Origin of the sequence: Bradyrhizobium sp. CCBAU 51753 (assembly GCF_015291565.1) — a bacterium.
In the GTDB taxonomy this organism is placed as follows: domain Bacteria; phylum Pseudomonadota; class Alphaproteobacteria; order Rhizobiales; family Xanthobacteraceae; genus Bradyrhizobium; species Bradyrhizobium ivorense.
In genome coordinates this window covers 6,954,890-6,971,541 of the sequence record NZ_CP030037.1, presented here as the reverse complement: position 1 = coordinate 6,971,541, position 16,652 = coordinate 6,954,890, and the positions used below count along the sequence as shown (strand labels likewise).

The window sequence follows — 16,652 nt, the reverse complement described above, 5'->3', positions numbered from 1 at the left end:
AGCAATCCATCCCTCCACGCGTGCGGATAGATGGATTGCTTCCGCCTTCGCTCTTCGAGCTACGGCGGACAAGTCGTCGCTTCGCGCCTCGCAATGACGGTGGAGAGAGTTACCCTGCCTTACGTGACCGCGCGCCCGAACGATGCGATTTCTTCGCTGCCCGGCGATGCGAGGTCGGGCGCCGTGCGGTCGAGCCCGCGCGCCGCGTGCCGCCGCCCTTCAGGCTCTGCTTCAGCGCATCCATCAAGTTCACCACATTGCTCGGCTTTTCCTCGCGCGCGGCGGCCCTGATCGGCTTGCCGGCGGCCTTGCGGCGGACCAGGGCCTTCAGCGCGGTCTCGTACTCGTCCTTGAACTTTGACGGATCGAAATGCGCGGCCTTGCTGTCGAGAATGTGGCCGGCGAGCTCGATCATGTCCTTTGTCACCTTCGGGCTCCTGATGTCGTCGAAATAATCGTCGGCATCGCGCAGCTCGTAGGGGTAGCGCAAGGTGGTGCCGAGCATGCCCTTGTCGAGCGGCTCGATCGCGATGACGTGCTCGCGGTTGGTCAGGACGATGCGGGCCAGTGCGACGCGGTCCTGGTCCTTCATGGCGTCGCGGATCACCGCAAAGGCGTCGACGCCGGCCTTGCCGTCGGGCCGGATGTAATAGGGATGGTCGAGATAGCGCTTGTCGATCTCGCCCTCGGGCACGAATGAGTCGATGTCGATGGTGTGGTTGCTCTCGATCTGCACCGCCTCGAGCTCGTCCTTCTCGATCTCGACATATTTGCCCTTGCTGACCTCGTAGCCGCGACCCTTCTGGTCGCCCTCGACGACGTCGCCGGTCTCGGTGTCGACCATCTGCTGCTTCAGCCGGTTGCCGGTCTCGCGGTTGATCATGTGGAAGCGGGTTTTCTCGACCGCGGTCGAAGCCGGGTACAGCGCCACCGGGCACGACACCAGCGAGAGTTTGAGCGTGCCTTTCCAGTAGGCGCGGGGAGCGGCCATCATCGTCTCCAAACAGCTTGAGTTTGGAACTTGAACGGATACCGTGGGTTTTGGTTCCTGAATGGCCGCGCGGGCGGCGGCCGTCGTTTGCCCCGGGATTTCTGACGTGCCGCTGAAAAACCTGTCGACCTATCGCAAGAAACGCGATTTCGAGAAGACCAACGAGCCATCCGGCGACGTCAAGGTTGCGCCCGCAAAACAGCGGCGCTTCGTGATCCAGAAGCATGATGCGACGCGGCTGCACTATGATTTCAGGCTCGAGTTCGACGGCGTCTTCAAGTCCTGGGCGGTGACGCGCGGCCCCTCGCTCGATCCGCATGACAAGCGGCTCGCGGTCGAGGTGGAGGATCATCCACTCGACTACGGCGATTTCGAAGGCACCATTCCGGACGACCAGTATGGCGGCGGCACCGTGCAGCTGTGGGATCGCGGCTATTGGGAATCGGACGATCCCGAGCGCGGCTTCAAGAAGGGCGACCTGAAATTCACGCTTCAAGGCGACAAGCTGCATGGCAGCTGGGTGCTGGTGCGGATGAGAAATGACCGCAATGGCGGCAAGCGTACCAACTGGCTCCTGATCAAGCACCGCGACGAATATGCCGTCGACGGCAACGGCGAAGACATTCTTGCCGAGGATCGCTCGGTCGCCTCGGGGCGCTCGATGGCGCAGATCGCATCCGGCAAGGGGCGGGCGCCAAAACCGTTCATGCTCGCCAAGGGCAACGGCAAGACCAAAGCCGACGCGGTCTGGCACTCCAATCACGGCATCGCCGCGGAGGCGCGCGCCAGGACCAAGGCGCCGGCGCCCAAAGAACAATTGAAGGCGCGGCCGCCGGCGAAAGCGAAGCAGGTCTCGGAGATGCCGGATTTCGTCGCGCCGCAGCTCTGCGCCGCGGTCGAAACGCCGCCGGGCGGCGCCGGCTGGTGCCACGAAATCAAGTTCGACGGCTACCGGATGCAGTTGCGCGTCGAGGACGGAGCTGCGGTGCTGAAGACCCGCAAGGCGCTCGACTGGACCGAAAAGTTCGGCGCGATCGCGAAGGAGGCGGCGAGGCTGCCGGACGTGTTGATCGACGGCGAGATCGTCGCGCTCGACAAGCACGGGACGCCGCATTTTTCCACTCTGCAGGCCGCCCTGTCCGACGGCAAGACCGATCGGCTGATCTTCTACGCCTTCGATCTGCTGTTCGAGGCGACCAGCGACCTGCGCCCGCTGCCGCTTACCGAGCGCAAGGCGCGGCTGAAGACGTTGCTCGAGGCGCGCAAGGGCAAGAATCCCGTGATCCGCTATGTCGAGCATTTCGAGCAGAGCGGCCCGACCGTGCTGGACTCGGCGCGCAAGCTCAAGCTCGAAGGCATCGTCTCCAAGCGGCTCGACGGTGCCTATCGCTCGGGCCGCTCCGACGACTGGACCAAGGCAAAAATCCGCGCCGGCCACGAGGTGGTGCTCGGCGGCTGGAAGACCACCAACGGCAAATTCCGCTCGCTGATGGCCGGCGTCTATCGCGGCGATCATCTCGCCTTTGTCGGCATCGTCGGCACCGGCTTTGGCGCCGACACGGTTCGCCGCATCATGCCGGCGCTGAAGGCGGCGGAAGCAGACAAGAGTCCGTTCGGCGGCAAGGACGCGCCGAAGAAGACCCGCGACGTGCACTGGCTGAAGCCGGAGCTGGTCGCCGAGATCGAGTTCGCCGGTTGGACCGACGCCGGCAATATCCGCCAGGCTGCGTTCAAGGGCCTGCGCCAGGACAAGCCGGCACATGAGGTGGAAGCCGAGACGCCGGTCAAAACCACAGTGGTGAAGCCGATGGCCAAAGCTGCGGGGAAGGCGTCCGGCGAGGTGATGGGCGTCGCCATCTCGAACCCGGACAAGGCGCTGTGGCCCGATGCCGGCGACGGCGAGGCGGTGACCAAGCTCGAGCTGGCAAGATATTTCGAGGCGGTCGGCGCATGGATGATCGGCTATCTCAAGGGCCGGCCGTGCTCGATCGTGCGCGCGCCCGACGGCATCAAGGGCGAGACGTTCTTCCAGCGCCACGCGATGGCCGGCACGTCGAAACTGCTGAAGCTTGCCAAAGTCTCGGGCGACCGCAAGCCGTATCTGCAGATCGACCAGGTCGAGGGCCTCGCTGCGGTCGCGCAGGCCGGCGGGCTCGAGCTGCATCCGTGGAATTGCGCGCCCGACGCCTATGACACGCCGGGCCGGCTGGTGTTCGACCTCGATCCCGCGCCCGATGTCGCGTTCCCGGATGTGGTCGAGGCCGCCAAGGACATGCGCCAGCGGCTCAGCGCGGTCGGTCTCGAAAGCTTTTGCAAGACCACCGGCGGCAAGGGCCTTCACGTGGTGGCGCCGCTGCTGTCCGGCGCCAGGGACAAGGTGACGTGGAAGGAAGCCAAGGCCTTCGCGCAAGCGATCTGCCAGTGGATGGAGCAGGACGATCCGGCGCGCTATCTGATCAACATGTCCAAGGCCAAGCGCAAGGGAAAGATCTTTCTCGACTATCTGCGCAACGACCGGCTCTCGACCGCGGTCGCGGTGCTGTCGCCGCGGGCGCGTCCGGGCGCCACGGTATCGATGCCACTGACCTGGGCGCAGCTGCGCGGCGATCTCGATCCGAAGGCATACACGCTGCGCACAGTGCCGGCGCTGCTGGCGAAGACCAAGGCCTGGGACGGCTACGAGGATGCGGCGTCATCGATCAAGACGGCGATCAAGAAGCTCGCGGCGCAGTAGCTGATGAGGGCGGGCCGCCGCGTCGCCCTCAACTCGTCATACCCCGCGAAAGCGGGGTATCCAATACGCCGCGGCTTATCGGTTCAATCAACGCCGTCTCTGGAATACTGGATCACCCGCTTTCGCGGGTGATGACAGTCGTTTTGTGGAAGCCGTATGCCGCTAGAGCCGTCCCAGCAGCAGCAGGATCAGCAGGATCACGATCACGAGGCCCAGGCCGCCGCCGCCGTAATAGCCGGTGCCGTAGAACGGGCCGCCGCCGATCCCGCTGAAGCCGCCGAGCAGCGCGATCACCAGAATGATGAGAATGATGGTTCCAATTGACATCTCGTGTCTCCTCAGCCCCGCGGGCCTCACTCTTTCTGCCCTTCGGAAAAGCCAACAATCCGCATCTGCGAAGGTTCCGGCTCCCGCAGCGCGATAAAACTGTGTGCGTCTTCCGTTTTCGAGGAACCGAACTACATCAACGACATCGAGGGAGGACCGCCCGCATGTCGGCGCCACTGATCGTTTCGATTCCCCACAGCCTCGGCCGCGACGAGGCGATGCGCCGCCTCAAAACCGGCCTTTCGCGCGCGGCCGCGAGCGTCCCGGTCTTGAGCGTCGACGAGGAGCGCTGGGAGGACAACCGCATGAACTTTCGCGTCCGCGCGCTGGGGCAGGTCGCGGCCGGACAGGTCGAGGTCGAGGATGCCTATGTGCGGGTCGAGGTGACGCTGCCATGGCTGCTGCAGCGCTTTGCCGAAGTCGCGCAGGCTGCCATTCAGAAGCACGGGCAATTGCTGCTGACCAAGCGCTGACCTGCAGCTTAGCCATTTGCTTGAGCATGATCTTTCTGGAAAACCGCTTTGCACTTTTCCGGATCATGCTCTAGGCGTGTGAGGGCGACCGCTTGGCCGCTCGTTTCGCGCTCGCCGCGACCTTCGTCTTCAGCACCGCGACCGGCAGAGGGGCGAAGAGCTTCGAGAGTTCAATCTCTCTGCCGCCACCCGGGAGCGTGTATCCCGCCACATCGATCGCGCCCTCGAATGTCTCCGGACGCGGCCACGCCCGCCCGCTTTGCGTGAAGGGAGCAAACGATTTTGCCAGCGCGACGATGACAGCGTCGCGGCCGTGACGCCTTGCGAATGCCACGACGTGATCGCGATGCGGGCCGCTGACCGCGAGCGGTGCATAGTCGCCACTGGTGAACACATCGGGCAGTTCGTTGCGCAGCCGCAGGAGATGCCGCGTCCAGGCGAACTTCAGCCGGCCGTCGCGCCAGTCCTGCGCCAGCGCATGCCAATCCGGCGTTTCGAGCGCCTCCAGCGCCGCCGCGCGTTCGGCAAAATCGACCGGCCGGCGGTTGTCGGGATCGACCAATGAAAAATCCCACAATTCGGTGCCCTGGTAGAAATCCGGCACGCCCGGCATGGTCGCCTTCAGCGTCACCTGGCTGAGCGAGTTCAGCGCGCCGATCAATGCGGTGCGTTGCGCCAGCGTATCCAGCGCCTGCAGAAATTCGGGCGAGGTGTTGCGATCCAGGATCCGTTCGATGAAGGTCTTGATGCCGTCCTCATAGGGCGCATGCGGATTGAGCCAGCTGGTCTCCTGCTTGCCCTCGCGCGCGGCCTTCAGGGCGTAGGCCTGGATGCGGTCGACAAAATCCTTGTCGGCTGGATCCCAGGCGCCGAGCAGGGCCTGATACAGCATGTATTCGAACGTCGCCGACGGCGCCCGCATCTCGCCGTCGAGCACGAGATGCGGCGCGTTCAAGACCTTCCAGCGCGCCACCGCGCTGGTCCATTCGCCGGGAATCTCGGCCAGCGCCATGATGCGGGCGCGGGCATCCTCGCCGCGCTTGGTGTCGTGGGTCGCGGTCGCCGTCATGCCGTGCGGCCAGTCGCGAGCGCGCGCCTGCATCATGGCGTGAAAGTCATCGGCCGGCAGCGCGCTCGCCGCGGGATCGCCGCCGACCTCGTTCAGCGCCAGCAGGCGGTGGTAGCGATAGAACGTGGTGTCCTCCAGCGACTTCGCCATCATCGGCCCGGTGAACTGCTGCACCTTCAGCGCGAAGCGGCGCACCCGCGGCGTCGAGTGCGGCGGACGGCCGGGCTTCAACAAATCCATGGTCAGCGCGTCGCGCAGGAAATCGAAAATGCCTTCGTCGGCGGCGAACCAGTCGGCGCGGGCGCGCGCGATGGTCGCGCTGATCAGCGCGCGGTCATGCGTTGTCGGTCCCGCGGCGGTGAGGTAGGTGCGGTACACCGGGAAATGCAGCACATAGAGCTCGAGCGCCTGGCGCAGGCTGTCGGCGGAAAAGTCCCGGCTGCTGTAGTGGCCGTTGGCGATGCGCGCCAGAATGCGTGCCAGCACGGTGAATTCGCTGGTCAGCAGGGTCTCCAGCACCCGCCGCTTGGCCTCGCGCAGCACCGGCACGAGGTTCGGCGAGCGGTTGCTGATCTGGCGCCAGATCTCGCCGAGCGGATCGAGCCCGCTGCCGTCGACCAGCAGCTGGCCGATCACGTTCATCCATTCATAGCCGGTGGTGCCGTGGACGCCGGCAAAGCGCGGCAGCTTCTCGTCCTCGCCGAGGATCTTTTCGACCACCATGTAGAACGGCTTTGCCTTTGGCCCCTGCGCGGCGCGGATCAATCGGCGCAGCCGTTGGAAATATTGGGCGGGGTCGCGCAGGCCGTCGATGTGGTCGAGCCGCAGGCCCTGTAGCCGGTCCTCCGCGATCAGCCGCTTCACCAGACTGTGGCTGGCCTCGAAGGTCGCGGCGTCCTCGACGCGCAGCCCCGCCAGCGTGTTGATGTCGAAGAAGCGGCGGTAGTTGATGTCGCTGGAGGCGAGCCGCCAGTGGCCGAGCTTGTAATGCTGGCGCTCCAAGAGATGATGCAGCGCCAGCGTCTGGCTTGCGCCGTCGCCGGCGCGATACGCGGCGAGCCCGCGCGCAATGATGTCGGCAGCGCCGTCGATGGCGCGCAGCGCCGCCTTGAAGGCCGGCGCCTCGATGCGGTTGGGGTGACGCAGTCCGCGATATTGCGCAGCGAGCTGGAGCACGGCGCGTCCGGCCGCGCTGTCCTCGGCGCCGGCTTCGCGCACGACGGTGCGCAGCACCTCGCCATAGCGTTCCGGCGCGATCGGCAGGCGGTGCTCGTAATACCATGCCGAAAAGCTGCCTTCGCTCGCGTCGTAGCGCAGTTCGATCTCGCCGCGCTCCAGCGCCTGGCCGTAGGACGAACCGAGGATCGGCAGCAGCACGCCGCCGCGCGCCCGATACGGCAGCAGGTCCCAGTCGATGTCGAAGGAGACCGCGTGCGGCGAGGCCGGGCCCCACTCCAGCACGTCGAGCCACCACGGATTGTCGGCGAAATGCACGCCGACATGGTTCGGCACGAAATCCAGGATCAGGCCGAGATCGTTCTGCTTCAGCGCCTCGCTCAGCCGTGCAAAGCCGGCTTCGCCGCCGAGCTCCGGATTGAATTTGGTGTGGTCAACGACGTCATAGCCGTGCGTCGAGCCCTTGCGCGCCTTCATGAAGGGCGAGGCATAGACGTGGCTGATGCCGAGCCTCTTCAGATACGGCACGACACGGGCGGCAGCATCGAAGTCGAAATCGGCAGTGAGTTGCAGGCGGTATGTCGCGATCGGGATCGCGAGAGGCATCGAGCTATCCGAGGTTCCAGCGCACCGCCCAGCCGGGGAGGCCCCCCGACAACGCGCCGCCCCAGATCCCGGTTCCCTTCGGCTCCGGCGCATCAGCGATCGCGCGGTCCGACAGGTTGGCGGTGAGCCGCAGCGTGCTGCCGTCGCCCATCCGCCAGTGCGCGGTCAGGAGATCGCCGGCGACGATGGCATCGCCGAAGCGCGCGCCGGCCAGCCGCGGCGTGATCTCGCGTCGGCGTACGGCGAGCAGGTCGCGCACCAGCGCCAGCCGGGCCCGGCCGGGATCGCGGGCGAGCGCGGTCCAGTCGAGCACCGCGGATTGCATGGTCTTCTCGTCGAGCGGATCGGGAATGTCGTCGCCGTATTTGGCATAGGCCCAGGCGAACTCCTCACGCCGTCCCTTGCGCACGGCGTTGGCGAGATCGCCCTTGAAATCGCAGAAGAACGGGAACGGCGAGGTCGCGCCCCATTCCTCGCCCATGAACAGCATCGGCGTGGTCGGCGCGATCAGTGTGACCGCGAGCGCGGCGGCGACCGCCTCAGGCTTCGCGATACTTACGAGCCGGTCGCCGAGCGGCCGGTTGCCGATCTGGTCGTGGTTCTGCAGGAAGTTGATGAAGCAGATCGGCGACAGTGCGCCGCTCCGCTCGCCGCGCGGCTTGTTGCCCCAGAATGCCGAGACCTCGCCCTGGTAGACATAGCCGGAGGACAGCGCGCGGGCGAGCTCCTGCTTTGGCGCGCGGTAGTCGCCGTAATAGCCCTGCGTTTCCCCGGTCAGCATCACGTGCCAGACGTGATGATAGTCGTCGTTCCACTGGCCGCGGAATTTGCCGTGCGGCGGATCCTCGGTGGCGTCGAGCAGGCGCGCGAGATTGTCGCCGTTTTCGAGCACGAGGTTGATGTGCCGGCTGTCGTTGGCGACGAGATGTCCCGCCGCCTTGCTGAAGTCGTGTACGACGGCGACCTCGCCGGCCTCGACGATCATGTTCACCGCGTCGAACCGGAGCCCGTCGAAGCGATAGTCGCGCAGCCAGCTCACCACGCTGCCGATCGCAAAGGCGCGAACTTCAGGTACGCGATAGTCGATCGCGCTGCCCCACGGCGTGTGCGCATCGGTGAAGAACGAGGGCGCGTAGCGGCCGAGATAATTCCCCTCCGGGCCGAAATGGTTGTAGACCACGTCGAGCATCACCATCAGCCCGCGCAGATGCGCCTCGTCGATCAGGGTCTTGAGGTCTTCGGGGCGGCCATAGGCGCTGTCGGGCGCGTACCACAGCACGCCGTCATAGCCCCAGTTGCGCTTGCCCGCGAAGTCCGCCAGCGGCATCAGCTCCAGCGCGGTGATGCCGGTCGCGACCAGATGATCGAGCTTGTCGATCATGGCGCGGTAGGTGCCTTCACGCGTGAAGGTGCCGACATGGGCCTCGAGCACGACGGCCTCATGCCACGGTCGACCGCGCCACTCGGTCGCGCGCCATTTGAAGGCTGTGTGATCGATCACCTCGCTCGGGCCGAACACGTCATCCGGCTGGAACGCCGAGGCCGGATCGGGCACGTCGATCTCGTCATCGATGCGGAATCTGTAGCGCGTGCCGGCGCGCACGCCGGGAATCTCGGCGACATACCAGCCGGCGGCGTCACGCGTCAGCGGATGCGGCTTGTCGAGCAGGACGTCGACGCGCTTCGCCGCCGGCGCCCACAGCCGGAAGCGCGCGCCGTCCGATGTCAGCTCCGGGCCGAAATGCTGCGCACTCATGGGGCGCCTGCGAAGGCCAGCACCGCACGCGGCGGCGCCTTGGTTTCAACGCCGGAGAGAAACTGCTCGGCCGTCTGCACCGTCCTGGTCGTGTTCAGCACCTGCTGCCAGCTCCTGTATTCGGGCATTTTCGGCATCTTGAACGCGATCTCCTGCGGTGCGGCATTGAGCACGACAAAGATCGGCGCCTGACCTTGTTCCATCGGCCCCAGAACATAAGCCACAAACCGGCTTTCCGGAAACTTCCAGTCGGATTCCTTCATCTCCTCCGCCGACGGCGTCAGCCACAGCACGCCATAGGAGCCGTCGCCGCGGCGGCCGTCGAGCCAGCGCTGGCAGCGGATCTGGCCAAAGCGGCGGCGCAGCGCGGTGAGATGGCCGACGAAGTCGATGAAGTCGTCTTCGCCGCCGAGATTCTCCCAGCCGACCCAGCCCGTCTCGTTGTCCTGGCAGTAGGCGTTGTTGTTGCCGTTCTGGGTGTTGGCGACCTCGTCGCCGGCGAGGATCAGCGGCGTGCCCTGCGCGAGCAGCAGGCAGGCCAGCGCATTCTTGCGCAGCTGGCGGCGCAACGCGTTGATGGCGGGATCGTCGGTCGGGCCCTCATGGCCGCAATTGTTGCTGTGATTGTCGTTGGAGCCGTCGCGATTGTCCTCGCCATTGGCCTCGTTGTGCTTCTCGTTGTAGCTGAACAGGTCGGCGAGGGTGAAGCCGTCGTGCACCGTGATGTGGTTGATGCTGGCGCGGGTGGCGCGGTTGTCGTGGTGGAACAGGTCGGAGGATGCCGTCATCCGGCTTGAGATATCGCCGATCAGGCTGCCTTCGCCGCTCCAGTAGCGCCGCATCGCGCTGCGATAGCGGTCGTTCCACTCCGACCATTGCGACGGAAACGCGCCGACCTGATAGCCGCCGAGGCCGAGGTCCCAGGGCTCGGCGACCATCTTGGCGGTGGCCAGCACCGGGTCCTGACGCACGGCGGTGAGGAAGGCGTGGCCGCGGTCAAAGCCGTTCGGCCCGCGCGCCAGCGTGGTGGCGAGGTCGAAGCGGAAGCCATCGACATGGCAGACCTCGACCCAGTAGCGCAGCGAGTCCATCACCATCTGCAGCACCCGCGGATGGGTGAGGTTGACCGAGCTGCCGCAGCCGGTGAAGTCGTCGTAGAACCGCGGGTTCTCGCGGTTCAGCCAGTAATAGGAGGCGTTGTCGATGCCGCGAAAGCTCAGCGTCGGGCCCAAATGGTTGCCCTCGGCGGTATGGTTGTAGACCACGTCGAGCATGACCTCGATGCCGGCATCGTGCAGCCGCGCCACCGTGGTGCGGAAGGAGTCGAGTGCATTGTCCTGGGCGTAGCGGACCTCCGGCGCGAAGAACGCGATGCTGTTGTAGCCCCAGTAGTTCGCCAGCTTCTTCTCGACCAGGATGCGGTCGTCGATCAGGCCGTGGATCGGCAACAGCTCGATCGTGGTGACGCCGAGCCGCTTGAGATGCTCGATCATCGCCGGCGACGACAGCCCGCCATAGGTGCCGCGCAGGTTCGGCGGTACATCCTCGCGCTTCTGCGTCAGGCCCTTGACGTGGGCCTCATAGATGATGGTGTCTTCCCAGGGAATGTGCGGCCGCATCTCGCGGCGGCCCCAGTTGAAGCTCTCGTCGACCACCGCGGCCTTCGGCATGCCGCGGGCGTTGTCGCGCCGGTCGAACGAGAGGTCCTCGCGCGCGCTGCCGGTGCGGTAGGCGAAATGCGCGTCGCTCCACACCAGCCGTCCGACCAGCCGCTTGGCATAGGGATCGAGCAGCAGCTTGTTCGGGTTGAAGCGGTGGCCGCGCTCCGGCGCATACGGCCCGTAGACGCGATAGCCGTAGAGCTGGCCCGGCGAGACGTCGTTGAGATAGCCGTGCCAGACGTCCTCGGTGCGCTCGGGCAGCTCGATGCGCTCCAGCTCGCGGCGACCCTGGCCGTCGAACAGGCAAAGCTCGACCTTCTCCGCATTGGCTGAGAACAACGCAAAATTGGTGCCCCTGCCGTCCCAGCTGGCACCAAGCCGCGACGGCGTTCCCTCGGTCAGTCGCATCATTCAGCTTTCCGGTACGAGGAAGATCGCAGCCAGCGGCGGAATGGTCAGGCTGAGCTCGGGCGTTGCTCCCTCCGCGGCGCGAATCTCGCCGGCATTGCCGACATTGGTGCCGCCGTAGTGTGTGGAATCCGAGTTGAGCACCTCGTGCCACTTGCCCGCGAACGGCACGCGGACGCGATAGTCGCGATAGACGTTGGGCGAGAAATTGGCGACCACGAGGCAGCGCGCGCGTGCGTCACTGCCCTTGCGGATCCAGGCGAACACGTTGTTGGCGGCGTCGTCGGCAATCACCCATTCGAAGCCGGCCTGGTCGCAGTCGAGCTCGTGCAGCGCCGGCACCGCACGATAGAGCCGGTTGAGATCGCGGATCAGGCTTTGAATGCCGCGGTGCCTCGGCTGCTCCAACAGATGCCAGTCGATCGAGTAGTCGTGGTTCCACTCGCGTTCCTGGCCGAACTCGCAGCCCATGAACATCAGCTTCTTGCCGGGATGGCCGAACATGAAGCTGTAGTACACGCGCAAATTCGCAAAGCGCTGCCAGTCGTCGCCGGGCATACGGCCGAGGATCGAACGCTTGCCGTGCACGACCTCGTCATGCGAGAGCGGCAGGATGAAGTTCTCCGAGAAGGCGTAGTGCAGGCCGAACAGGATGTCGCCGTGATGGTATTTGCGGTGAATCGGGTCCTTGCCGATATATTTCAGCGTGTCGTGCATCCAGCCCATGTTCCACTTGTAGCCGAAGCCGAGCCCGCCATATTCGACCGGGCGCGAGACCTGCGGCCACGCGGTGGATTCTTCCGCCGCCGTCGTCGCCTGCGGAAAGCGCGCGAACACCTCGGTGTTGAAGCGGCGCAGGAAATCGATCGCCTCGATGTTTTCGCGGCCGCCATATTTGTTTGGGATCCAGCCGCCGGAGGGGCGGCTGTAATCGAGGTAGAGCATGGAGGCTACGGCATCGACGCGCAGGCCGTCGATGCCGTAGCGATCGAGCCAGAACAGCGCGTTCGAGACCAGGAAGTTGGTGACCTCGGTGCGCCCGTAATTGTAGATCAGCGTGCCCCAGTCGAGATGGCGGCCCTGCAGCGGGTTGGCGTGCTCGTAGAGCGCGGTGCCGTCGAAATGGCCGAGACCATGCGGATCGTCGGGAAAATGCCCGGGCACCCAGTCGAGCAGCACGCCGAGACCCTCGCGATGGCAGGCATCGACCAGCGCGGCGAAATCCTGCGGCGAGCCGAAGCGGCTGGTCGGCGCGAACATGCCGGTCGGCTGATAGCCCCAGGAGCCGTCGAACGGATGTTCTGATATCGGCAGGAATTCGACATGGGTGAAGCCGAGGTCGCGCGCGTAGGCCGGAAGCTGCTCGGCCATCTCGCGATAGCTCAGCCACTCATTGCGTCCCTTGCGCCGCCAGGAGCCGAGATGGACCTCGTAGATCGACATCGGCGAGCTCAGCGCATTGACGCGGTCAGGTGCCGGGCGCGGATGCGGGATGTTGCGTTCGTCGATCACGATCGATGCGGTCTTGGGGCGGACTTCGGCGGCGAAGGCGAGGGGATCGGATTTCAGCGGCAAATGCTGGCCGTTGCGCCCGATGATCTCGAACTTGTAGTGGTCGCCGACCCGCGCGCGCGGGATGAACAACTCCCAATAGCCCGGGCCGCGCACCCGCATCGGGTGCCGCCGCCCGTCCCAGAAATTGAAGTCGCCGACCACGCTGACGCGCCGCGCGTTCGGCGCCAGCACCACGAAGCCGATGCCGTCGACGCCCTCGAGCGTCATCGGATGCGCGCCAAGCGTGTCGTAGACCCGCTGATGGGTGCCTTCGCCGAGCAAATAGAGATCGAAGTCGCTCAGGATCGGCGGAAAGCGGTAGGCGTCCTCGAATTCGACGACGTTGTCGCCGAACTGCGCGCGGAGCTGATAGCGCATCGAGCCGTTCGGCAGCGTGCCGGCGAACAGCCCGGAGTCATGGATGCGCGCCAGCGCCGCCGTCTCGCCATGCTCGCCGATCGCCTCGACCTTGCTGGCATCGGGCAGGAAGGCGCGCACGACGCTGCGATCCCCCTCGGTATGACGCCCGAGATAATGGAAGGGATCGGAGTGGCGGCCCTCGATGATGGCGTAGGCTTCGGCTGGCAGCTTGTTCATGCAACCTCATGCGGCTGTTGCGCCAGGATCCTCAACAGGCCGGTCAGCGGCACCCGCAGCCAATCCGGCCGGTTCGTGAGCTCATATTCGATCTCGTAGAAGGCTTTCTCAAGCAGGAAAAAGCTGAGCAGGCGCTCGGCCGCCCTGGCGTCGGCAGGCCACAGGCGCTGGCCGGCCATCACCTCGCGATAGGCCGCAAGGAACGCATCCGCGGCCTGGTCGCGCCATTCGGCGAGGGCGAGGCTCAGCCTGCCGCTCTCGTCCGGCGCGACCCTGAGCGCGCGCTCCAGCGCCGCCGTGGCCGCGTAATCGATCGAGCGGATCACGCCGGCGACGTCGCGCGCGGCCGGCGCCTTGCGGCGGCGCTCGGCGATGGTGCGGCCCGGCCCGCCATCGAAATCGATGATGAAGATATCGTCCTTGACGACCAGCAACTGGCCGAGATGCAGGTCACCGTGATGGCGGATGTTGAGCCCGTCGGTGTCGCGCGGCAGCAGCGCCTTGAGCCGGTCCGGCAGCAGGTCGTGCTGCGCCAGCAGCTGGTCGGCCAGCAACCGCTCGGCATCCTTCAGGCCGTCGCGGCGCTGCTTCAGCGTGTCGAACACGCGCTCGGCGCGCGCCATGATCTCGTCGCTCCAGCGCTGGAGGTCCTCCGGCTTGGTCGGCTCGGGCGAGAAGTCCGGCATGTCCTTGCTGGCGAGCGCAATATGCAGTTCGGCGAGACGCTTTCCGCTCTGCGCCATGTGACGCATGTAAGTGGCGTGATCGCCGTTCTCCGCCGGGTCCTCGCTCGCGGCGAGCAAGCGTTGCCTTTCGACGAGGCGATCGAGGTGCGAGGCCCCAACCGTCCAGAGGTCGCCTTGGTTGACCACCATGGCATGCAGGACGGCGACCGCGCTGCGCTTGTCGCCCTCGACCAGCTCGGCGGTGCCGAGCAGGGCAGGCGTGTTGGGGAAGCCGATCACCTCGGTGAGGAAGCGGCCCATCTCGATCTCCGGATTGAGGCCGACCTCGAGCTTGCGGTAGATCTTGGTGACGTACTCATTGTCGACCAGCGCGGTCGAGTGCGGCTGATCGTTCTCGAAAACACGGATGCGCTCCGGCTGCCGGACCGGCCGGTCCGAGAAGCGGCTGGTCGGCCGGAATTCGAGCCTGAGGCCTTGCTCGCTTTCGTCGACCACGAGGTTCTCCCGCAGATTGCGCAGGAACAGTCCGGTGAAGATCTGGTCGGTGGCGACATCGAGCAGCGTGCCTTCGCGCGCGCCCTGGCGCACGGCGGCAAACGCGCGCGGATTGTAGCGCTCGCGGTCGAAGCGCACCCACTCGATCTGCATCGGCAGCACGTAGCGGCTGGTGGTGCCGCGCTCGGTGGTTTCGAAGAAGATCAGCCAGGGCCGGTTGTCGCCGATGTCGCAGAACGGGATCGCCGACACCAGCTTTGGCTGGATCGCCTTGGCGGAATGTTCCGAATACCAGCGGCAGCGCGCGAGATGGCCGGGCAGCACGTCGTGCTCGAACACGCCGCGCTCGCGCGCCAGCGACGTCCAGGTCGAATTCAGCGGCACCACCAGTGTCTCGAACTCCGGCACCGCGCGCGGGACGACCGGCTCGGACTTGTCGCGCTCCTGCAGCTGGAACCAGTAGAAGCCGTACGGCGCGAGCGTGATCATGTAGGGCAGTTCGCCGATCGCCGGAAAGCGCGTCCGGCCCAGCATCTCCAGCGGAATGCGGTCCTTGAACGCGGAGAGATCGAGCTGCGTGGCCTGCGCCGAACGCGACAGATTGGCGACGCAGAGGATCACCTCGCCGTTGTACTGGCGCACATAGGCGAGCACCGAGCGGTTCTCCGGGCGGATGAAGGTCATGGTGCCGCGCCCGAAGGCGAGCGTCGACTTGCGCACCGCGATCAGCCGCTTGGTCGCCGACAGCAGCGACGACAGGCTGCGCGACTGTGCCTCGACATTGACGGCCTCGTAGCCGTAGACCGGGTCCATGATCGTCGGCGCATAAAGCCGTGCGGGATCGGCGCGCGAAAAACCGCCATTGCGGTCCGGCGACCATTGCATCGGCGTCCGCACGCCGTTGCGGTCGCCGAGATAGATGTTGTCGCCCATGCCGATCTCGTCGCCGTAATAGATGATCGGCGTGCCGGGGAACGACAGCAGCAGCGAATTCATCAGCTCGATCTTGCGCCGGTCATTGTCCATCAGCGGGGCAAGGCGCCGGCGGATTCCGACATTGATGCGGGCGCGCGGGTCGTTGGCGTAGGTCGACCATAGATAGTCGCGCTCGACGTCGGTGACCATTTCCAGCGTCAGCTCGTCGTGATTGCGCAGGAACAGCGCCCACTGGCAGGCGGACGGGATGTCGGGCGTCTGCCGGAGGATATCGGTGATCGGAAAGCGATCCTCCTGGGCGATCGCCATGTAGATGCGCGGCATCAGCGGGAAGTGGTAGGCCATGTGGCATTCGTCGCCGTGGCCGAAATATTCCTGCACGTCCTCCGGCCATTGATTGGCCTCGGCGAGCAGCACCTTGCCCTTGGCGTAGGCGTCGAGCTCCTTGCGCAGCCGCTTGATGATGGCATGCGTCTCCGGCAGGTTCTCGTTGTTGGTGCCGTCGCGCTCGCACAGATAGGGAATGGCGTCGAGCCGGAAGCCGTCGACGCCGGTATCGAGCCAGCGCTTCATCACCTGTACGATGGCGCTGACGACGCGGGGATTGTCGAAGTTCAGGTCCGGCTGGTGCGAGAAGAAGCGATGCCAGTAGAACTGGCCGGCTTCGGGGTCCCAGGTCCAGTTCGACTTTTCCGTGTCGGTAAAAATAATCCGCGTATCGAGGTATTTCTGGTCGGTATCGCTCCAGACGTACCAGCTTCGCGCACTCGAATTCGGCGGGCTGCGGCGCGCGCGCTTGAACCAGGCATGCTGGTCCGAGGTGTGGTTGACCACGAGCTCGGTGATGACGCGCAGGCCGCGCTTCTTGGCCTCCTGGATGAAGCGCTTGAAGTCCTTCATCGTCCCGAAATCGGGATTGATGTCGCCATAGTCGGCGATGTCGTAACCGTCGTCGCGGCCGGGCGAGGGATAGAACGGCAACAGCCACAGCGTGGTGACGCCGAGTTCCTGCAAATAGCCGAGCTTCTCCGTCAGGCCGGCGAAGTCGCCGATGCCGTCATTGTTGCTGTCGGCGAACGCCTTGACGTGCAGCTGGTAGATGATGGCGTCCTTGTACCAGAGCTCGTCCGCGGTCGCGGTCGCGATCTTCTCCTTGATATCGACAGTGGAGAATACGTTCATG

9 protein-coding genes are annotated in these 16,652 nt (G+C 65.5%); 2 read left to right on the top strand and 7 right to left on the bottom strand.

Translation table 11 applies throughout. From position 1 onward, the window contains the following. Positions 1-109 precede the first annotated feature (109 nt). The gene (locus XH93_RS31875; RefSeq protein ID WP_194470493.1) at positions 110-991 is read right to left on the bottom strand and encodes a Ku protein; all 882 of its coding nucleotides are present in this window, start codon (positions 989-991) and stop codon (positions 110-112) included. 61 nt (positions 992-1,052) lie between these two features. Between XH93_RS31875 and ligD the strand changes: the two genes are divergently transcribed. After that, positions 1,053-3,725: a DNA ligase D gene (gene ligD / locus XH93_RS31870; RefSeq protein WP_194470492.1), complete on the top strand. Its 2,673-nt coding sequence runs from the start codon at positions 1,053-1,055 to the stop codon at positions 3,723-3,725. Between the two features lie 162 nt (positions 3,726-3,887). Here the strand turns inward: ligD and XH93_RS31865 are convergent, their stop codons facing one another. Next, positions 3,888-4,052: a DUF3309 family protein gene (locus XH93_RS31865; RefSeq protein WP_021080901.1), complete on the bottom strand. Its 165-nt coding sequence runs from the start codon at positions 4,050-4,052 to the stop codon at positions 3,888-3,890. Positions 4,053-4,216: 164 nt separating this feature from the next. On the opposite strand from XH93_RS31865, the gene XH93_RS31860 reads away from it, so the two are divergent. Beyond that, complete coding sequence (locus tag XH93_RS31860) at positions 4,217-4,525, top strand: polyhydroxyalkanoic acid system family protein (RefSeq protein WP_194470491.1); 309 nt, start codon at positions 4,217-4,219, stop codon at positions 4,523-4,525. A gap of 70 nt (positions 4,526-4,595) precedes the next feature. On the opposite strand, the gene treY is transcribed toward XH93_RS31860, so the two are convergent. From treY to treS, 5 genes are read right to left on the bottom strand one after another with little or no spacing between them, the layout of a single operon-like run. Continuing rightward, positions 4,596-7,376 carry a malto-oligosyltrehalose synthase gene (treY, locus tag XH93_RS31855; protein ID WP_194470490.1) on the bottom strand — a complete coding sequence of 927 codons (2,781 nt, stop codon included), beginning with the start codon at positions 7,374-7,376 and terminating at the stop codon, positions 4,596-4,598. A 4-nt stretch (positions 7,377-7,380) separates the two neighbouring features. Next, complete coding sequence (gene treZ, locus XH93_RS31850) at positions 7,381-9,132, bottom strand: malto-oligosyltrehalose trehalohydrolase (protein ID WP_194470489.1); 1,752 nt, start codon at positions 9,130-9,132, stop codon at positions 7,381-7,383. Further along, positions 9,129-11,201 (bottom strand): glycogen debranching protein GlgX, encoded by a 2,073-nt coding sequence (glgX, locus tag XH93_RS31845; protein WP_194475402.1) that lies wholly within the window; start codon positions 11,199-11,201, stop codon positions 9,129-9,131. The genes treZ and glgX overlap by 4 nt, the downstream gene beginning before the upstream one ends. A 3-nt stretch (positions 11,202-11,204) precedes the next feature. After that, the gene (gene glgB, locus XH93_RS31840) at positions 11,205-13,352 is read right to left on the bottom strand and encodes a 1,4-alpha-glucan branching protein GlgB (RefSeq protein WP_194470488.1); all 2,148 of its coding nucleotides are present in this window, start codon (positions 13,350-13,352) and stop codon (positions 11,205-11,207) included. Further along, complete coding sequence (treS, locus tag XH93_RS31835; protein ID WP_139485938.1) at positions 13,349-16,651, bottom strand: maltose alpha-D-glucosyltransferase; 3,303 nt, start codon at positions 16,649-16,651, stop codon at positions 13,349-13,351. The genes glgB and treS overlap by 4 nt, the downstream gene beginning before the upstream one ends. Position 16,652 lies beyond the last annotated feature (1 nt).

Coding starts and splice junctions, on each gene's coding strand:
- XH93_RS31875 (WP_194470493.1), bottom strand. CDS start 991: ATGGCCGCTCCCCGCGCCTACTGGAAAGGCACGCTCAAACTCTCGCTG.
- ligD (WP_194470492.1), top strand. CDS start 1,053: ATGGCCGCGCGGGCGGCGGCCGTCGTTTGCCCCGGGATTTCTGACGTG.
- XH93_RS31865 (WP_021080901.1), bottom strand. CDS start 4,052: ATGTCAATTGGAACCATCATTCTCATCATTCTGGTGATCGCGCTGCTC.
- XH93_RS31860 (WP_194470491.1), top strand. CDS start 4,217: ATGTCGGCGCCACTGATCGTTTCGATTCCCCACAGCCTCGGCCGCGAC.
- treY (WP_194470490.1), bottom strand. CDS start 7,376: ATGCCTCTCGCGATCCCGATCGCGACATACCGCCTGCAACTCACTGCC.
- treZ (WP_194470489.1), bottom strand. CDS start 9,132: ATGAGTGCGCAGCATTTCGGCCCGGAGCTGACATCGGACGGCGCGCGC.
- glgX (WP_194475402.1), bottom strand. CDS start 11,201: ATGCGACTGACCGAGGGAACGCCGTCGCGGCTTGGTGCCAGCTGGGAC.
- glgB (WP_194470488.1), bottom strand. CDS start 13,352: ATGAACAAGCTGCCAGCCGAAGCCTACGCCATCATCGAGGGCCGCCAC.
- treS (WP_139485938.1), bottom strand. CDS start 16,651: ATGAACGTATTCTCCACTGTCGATATCAAGGAGAAGATCGCGACCGCG.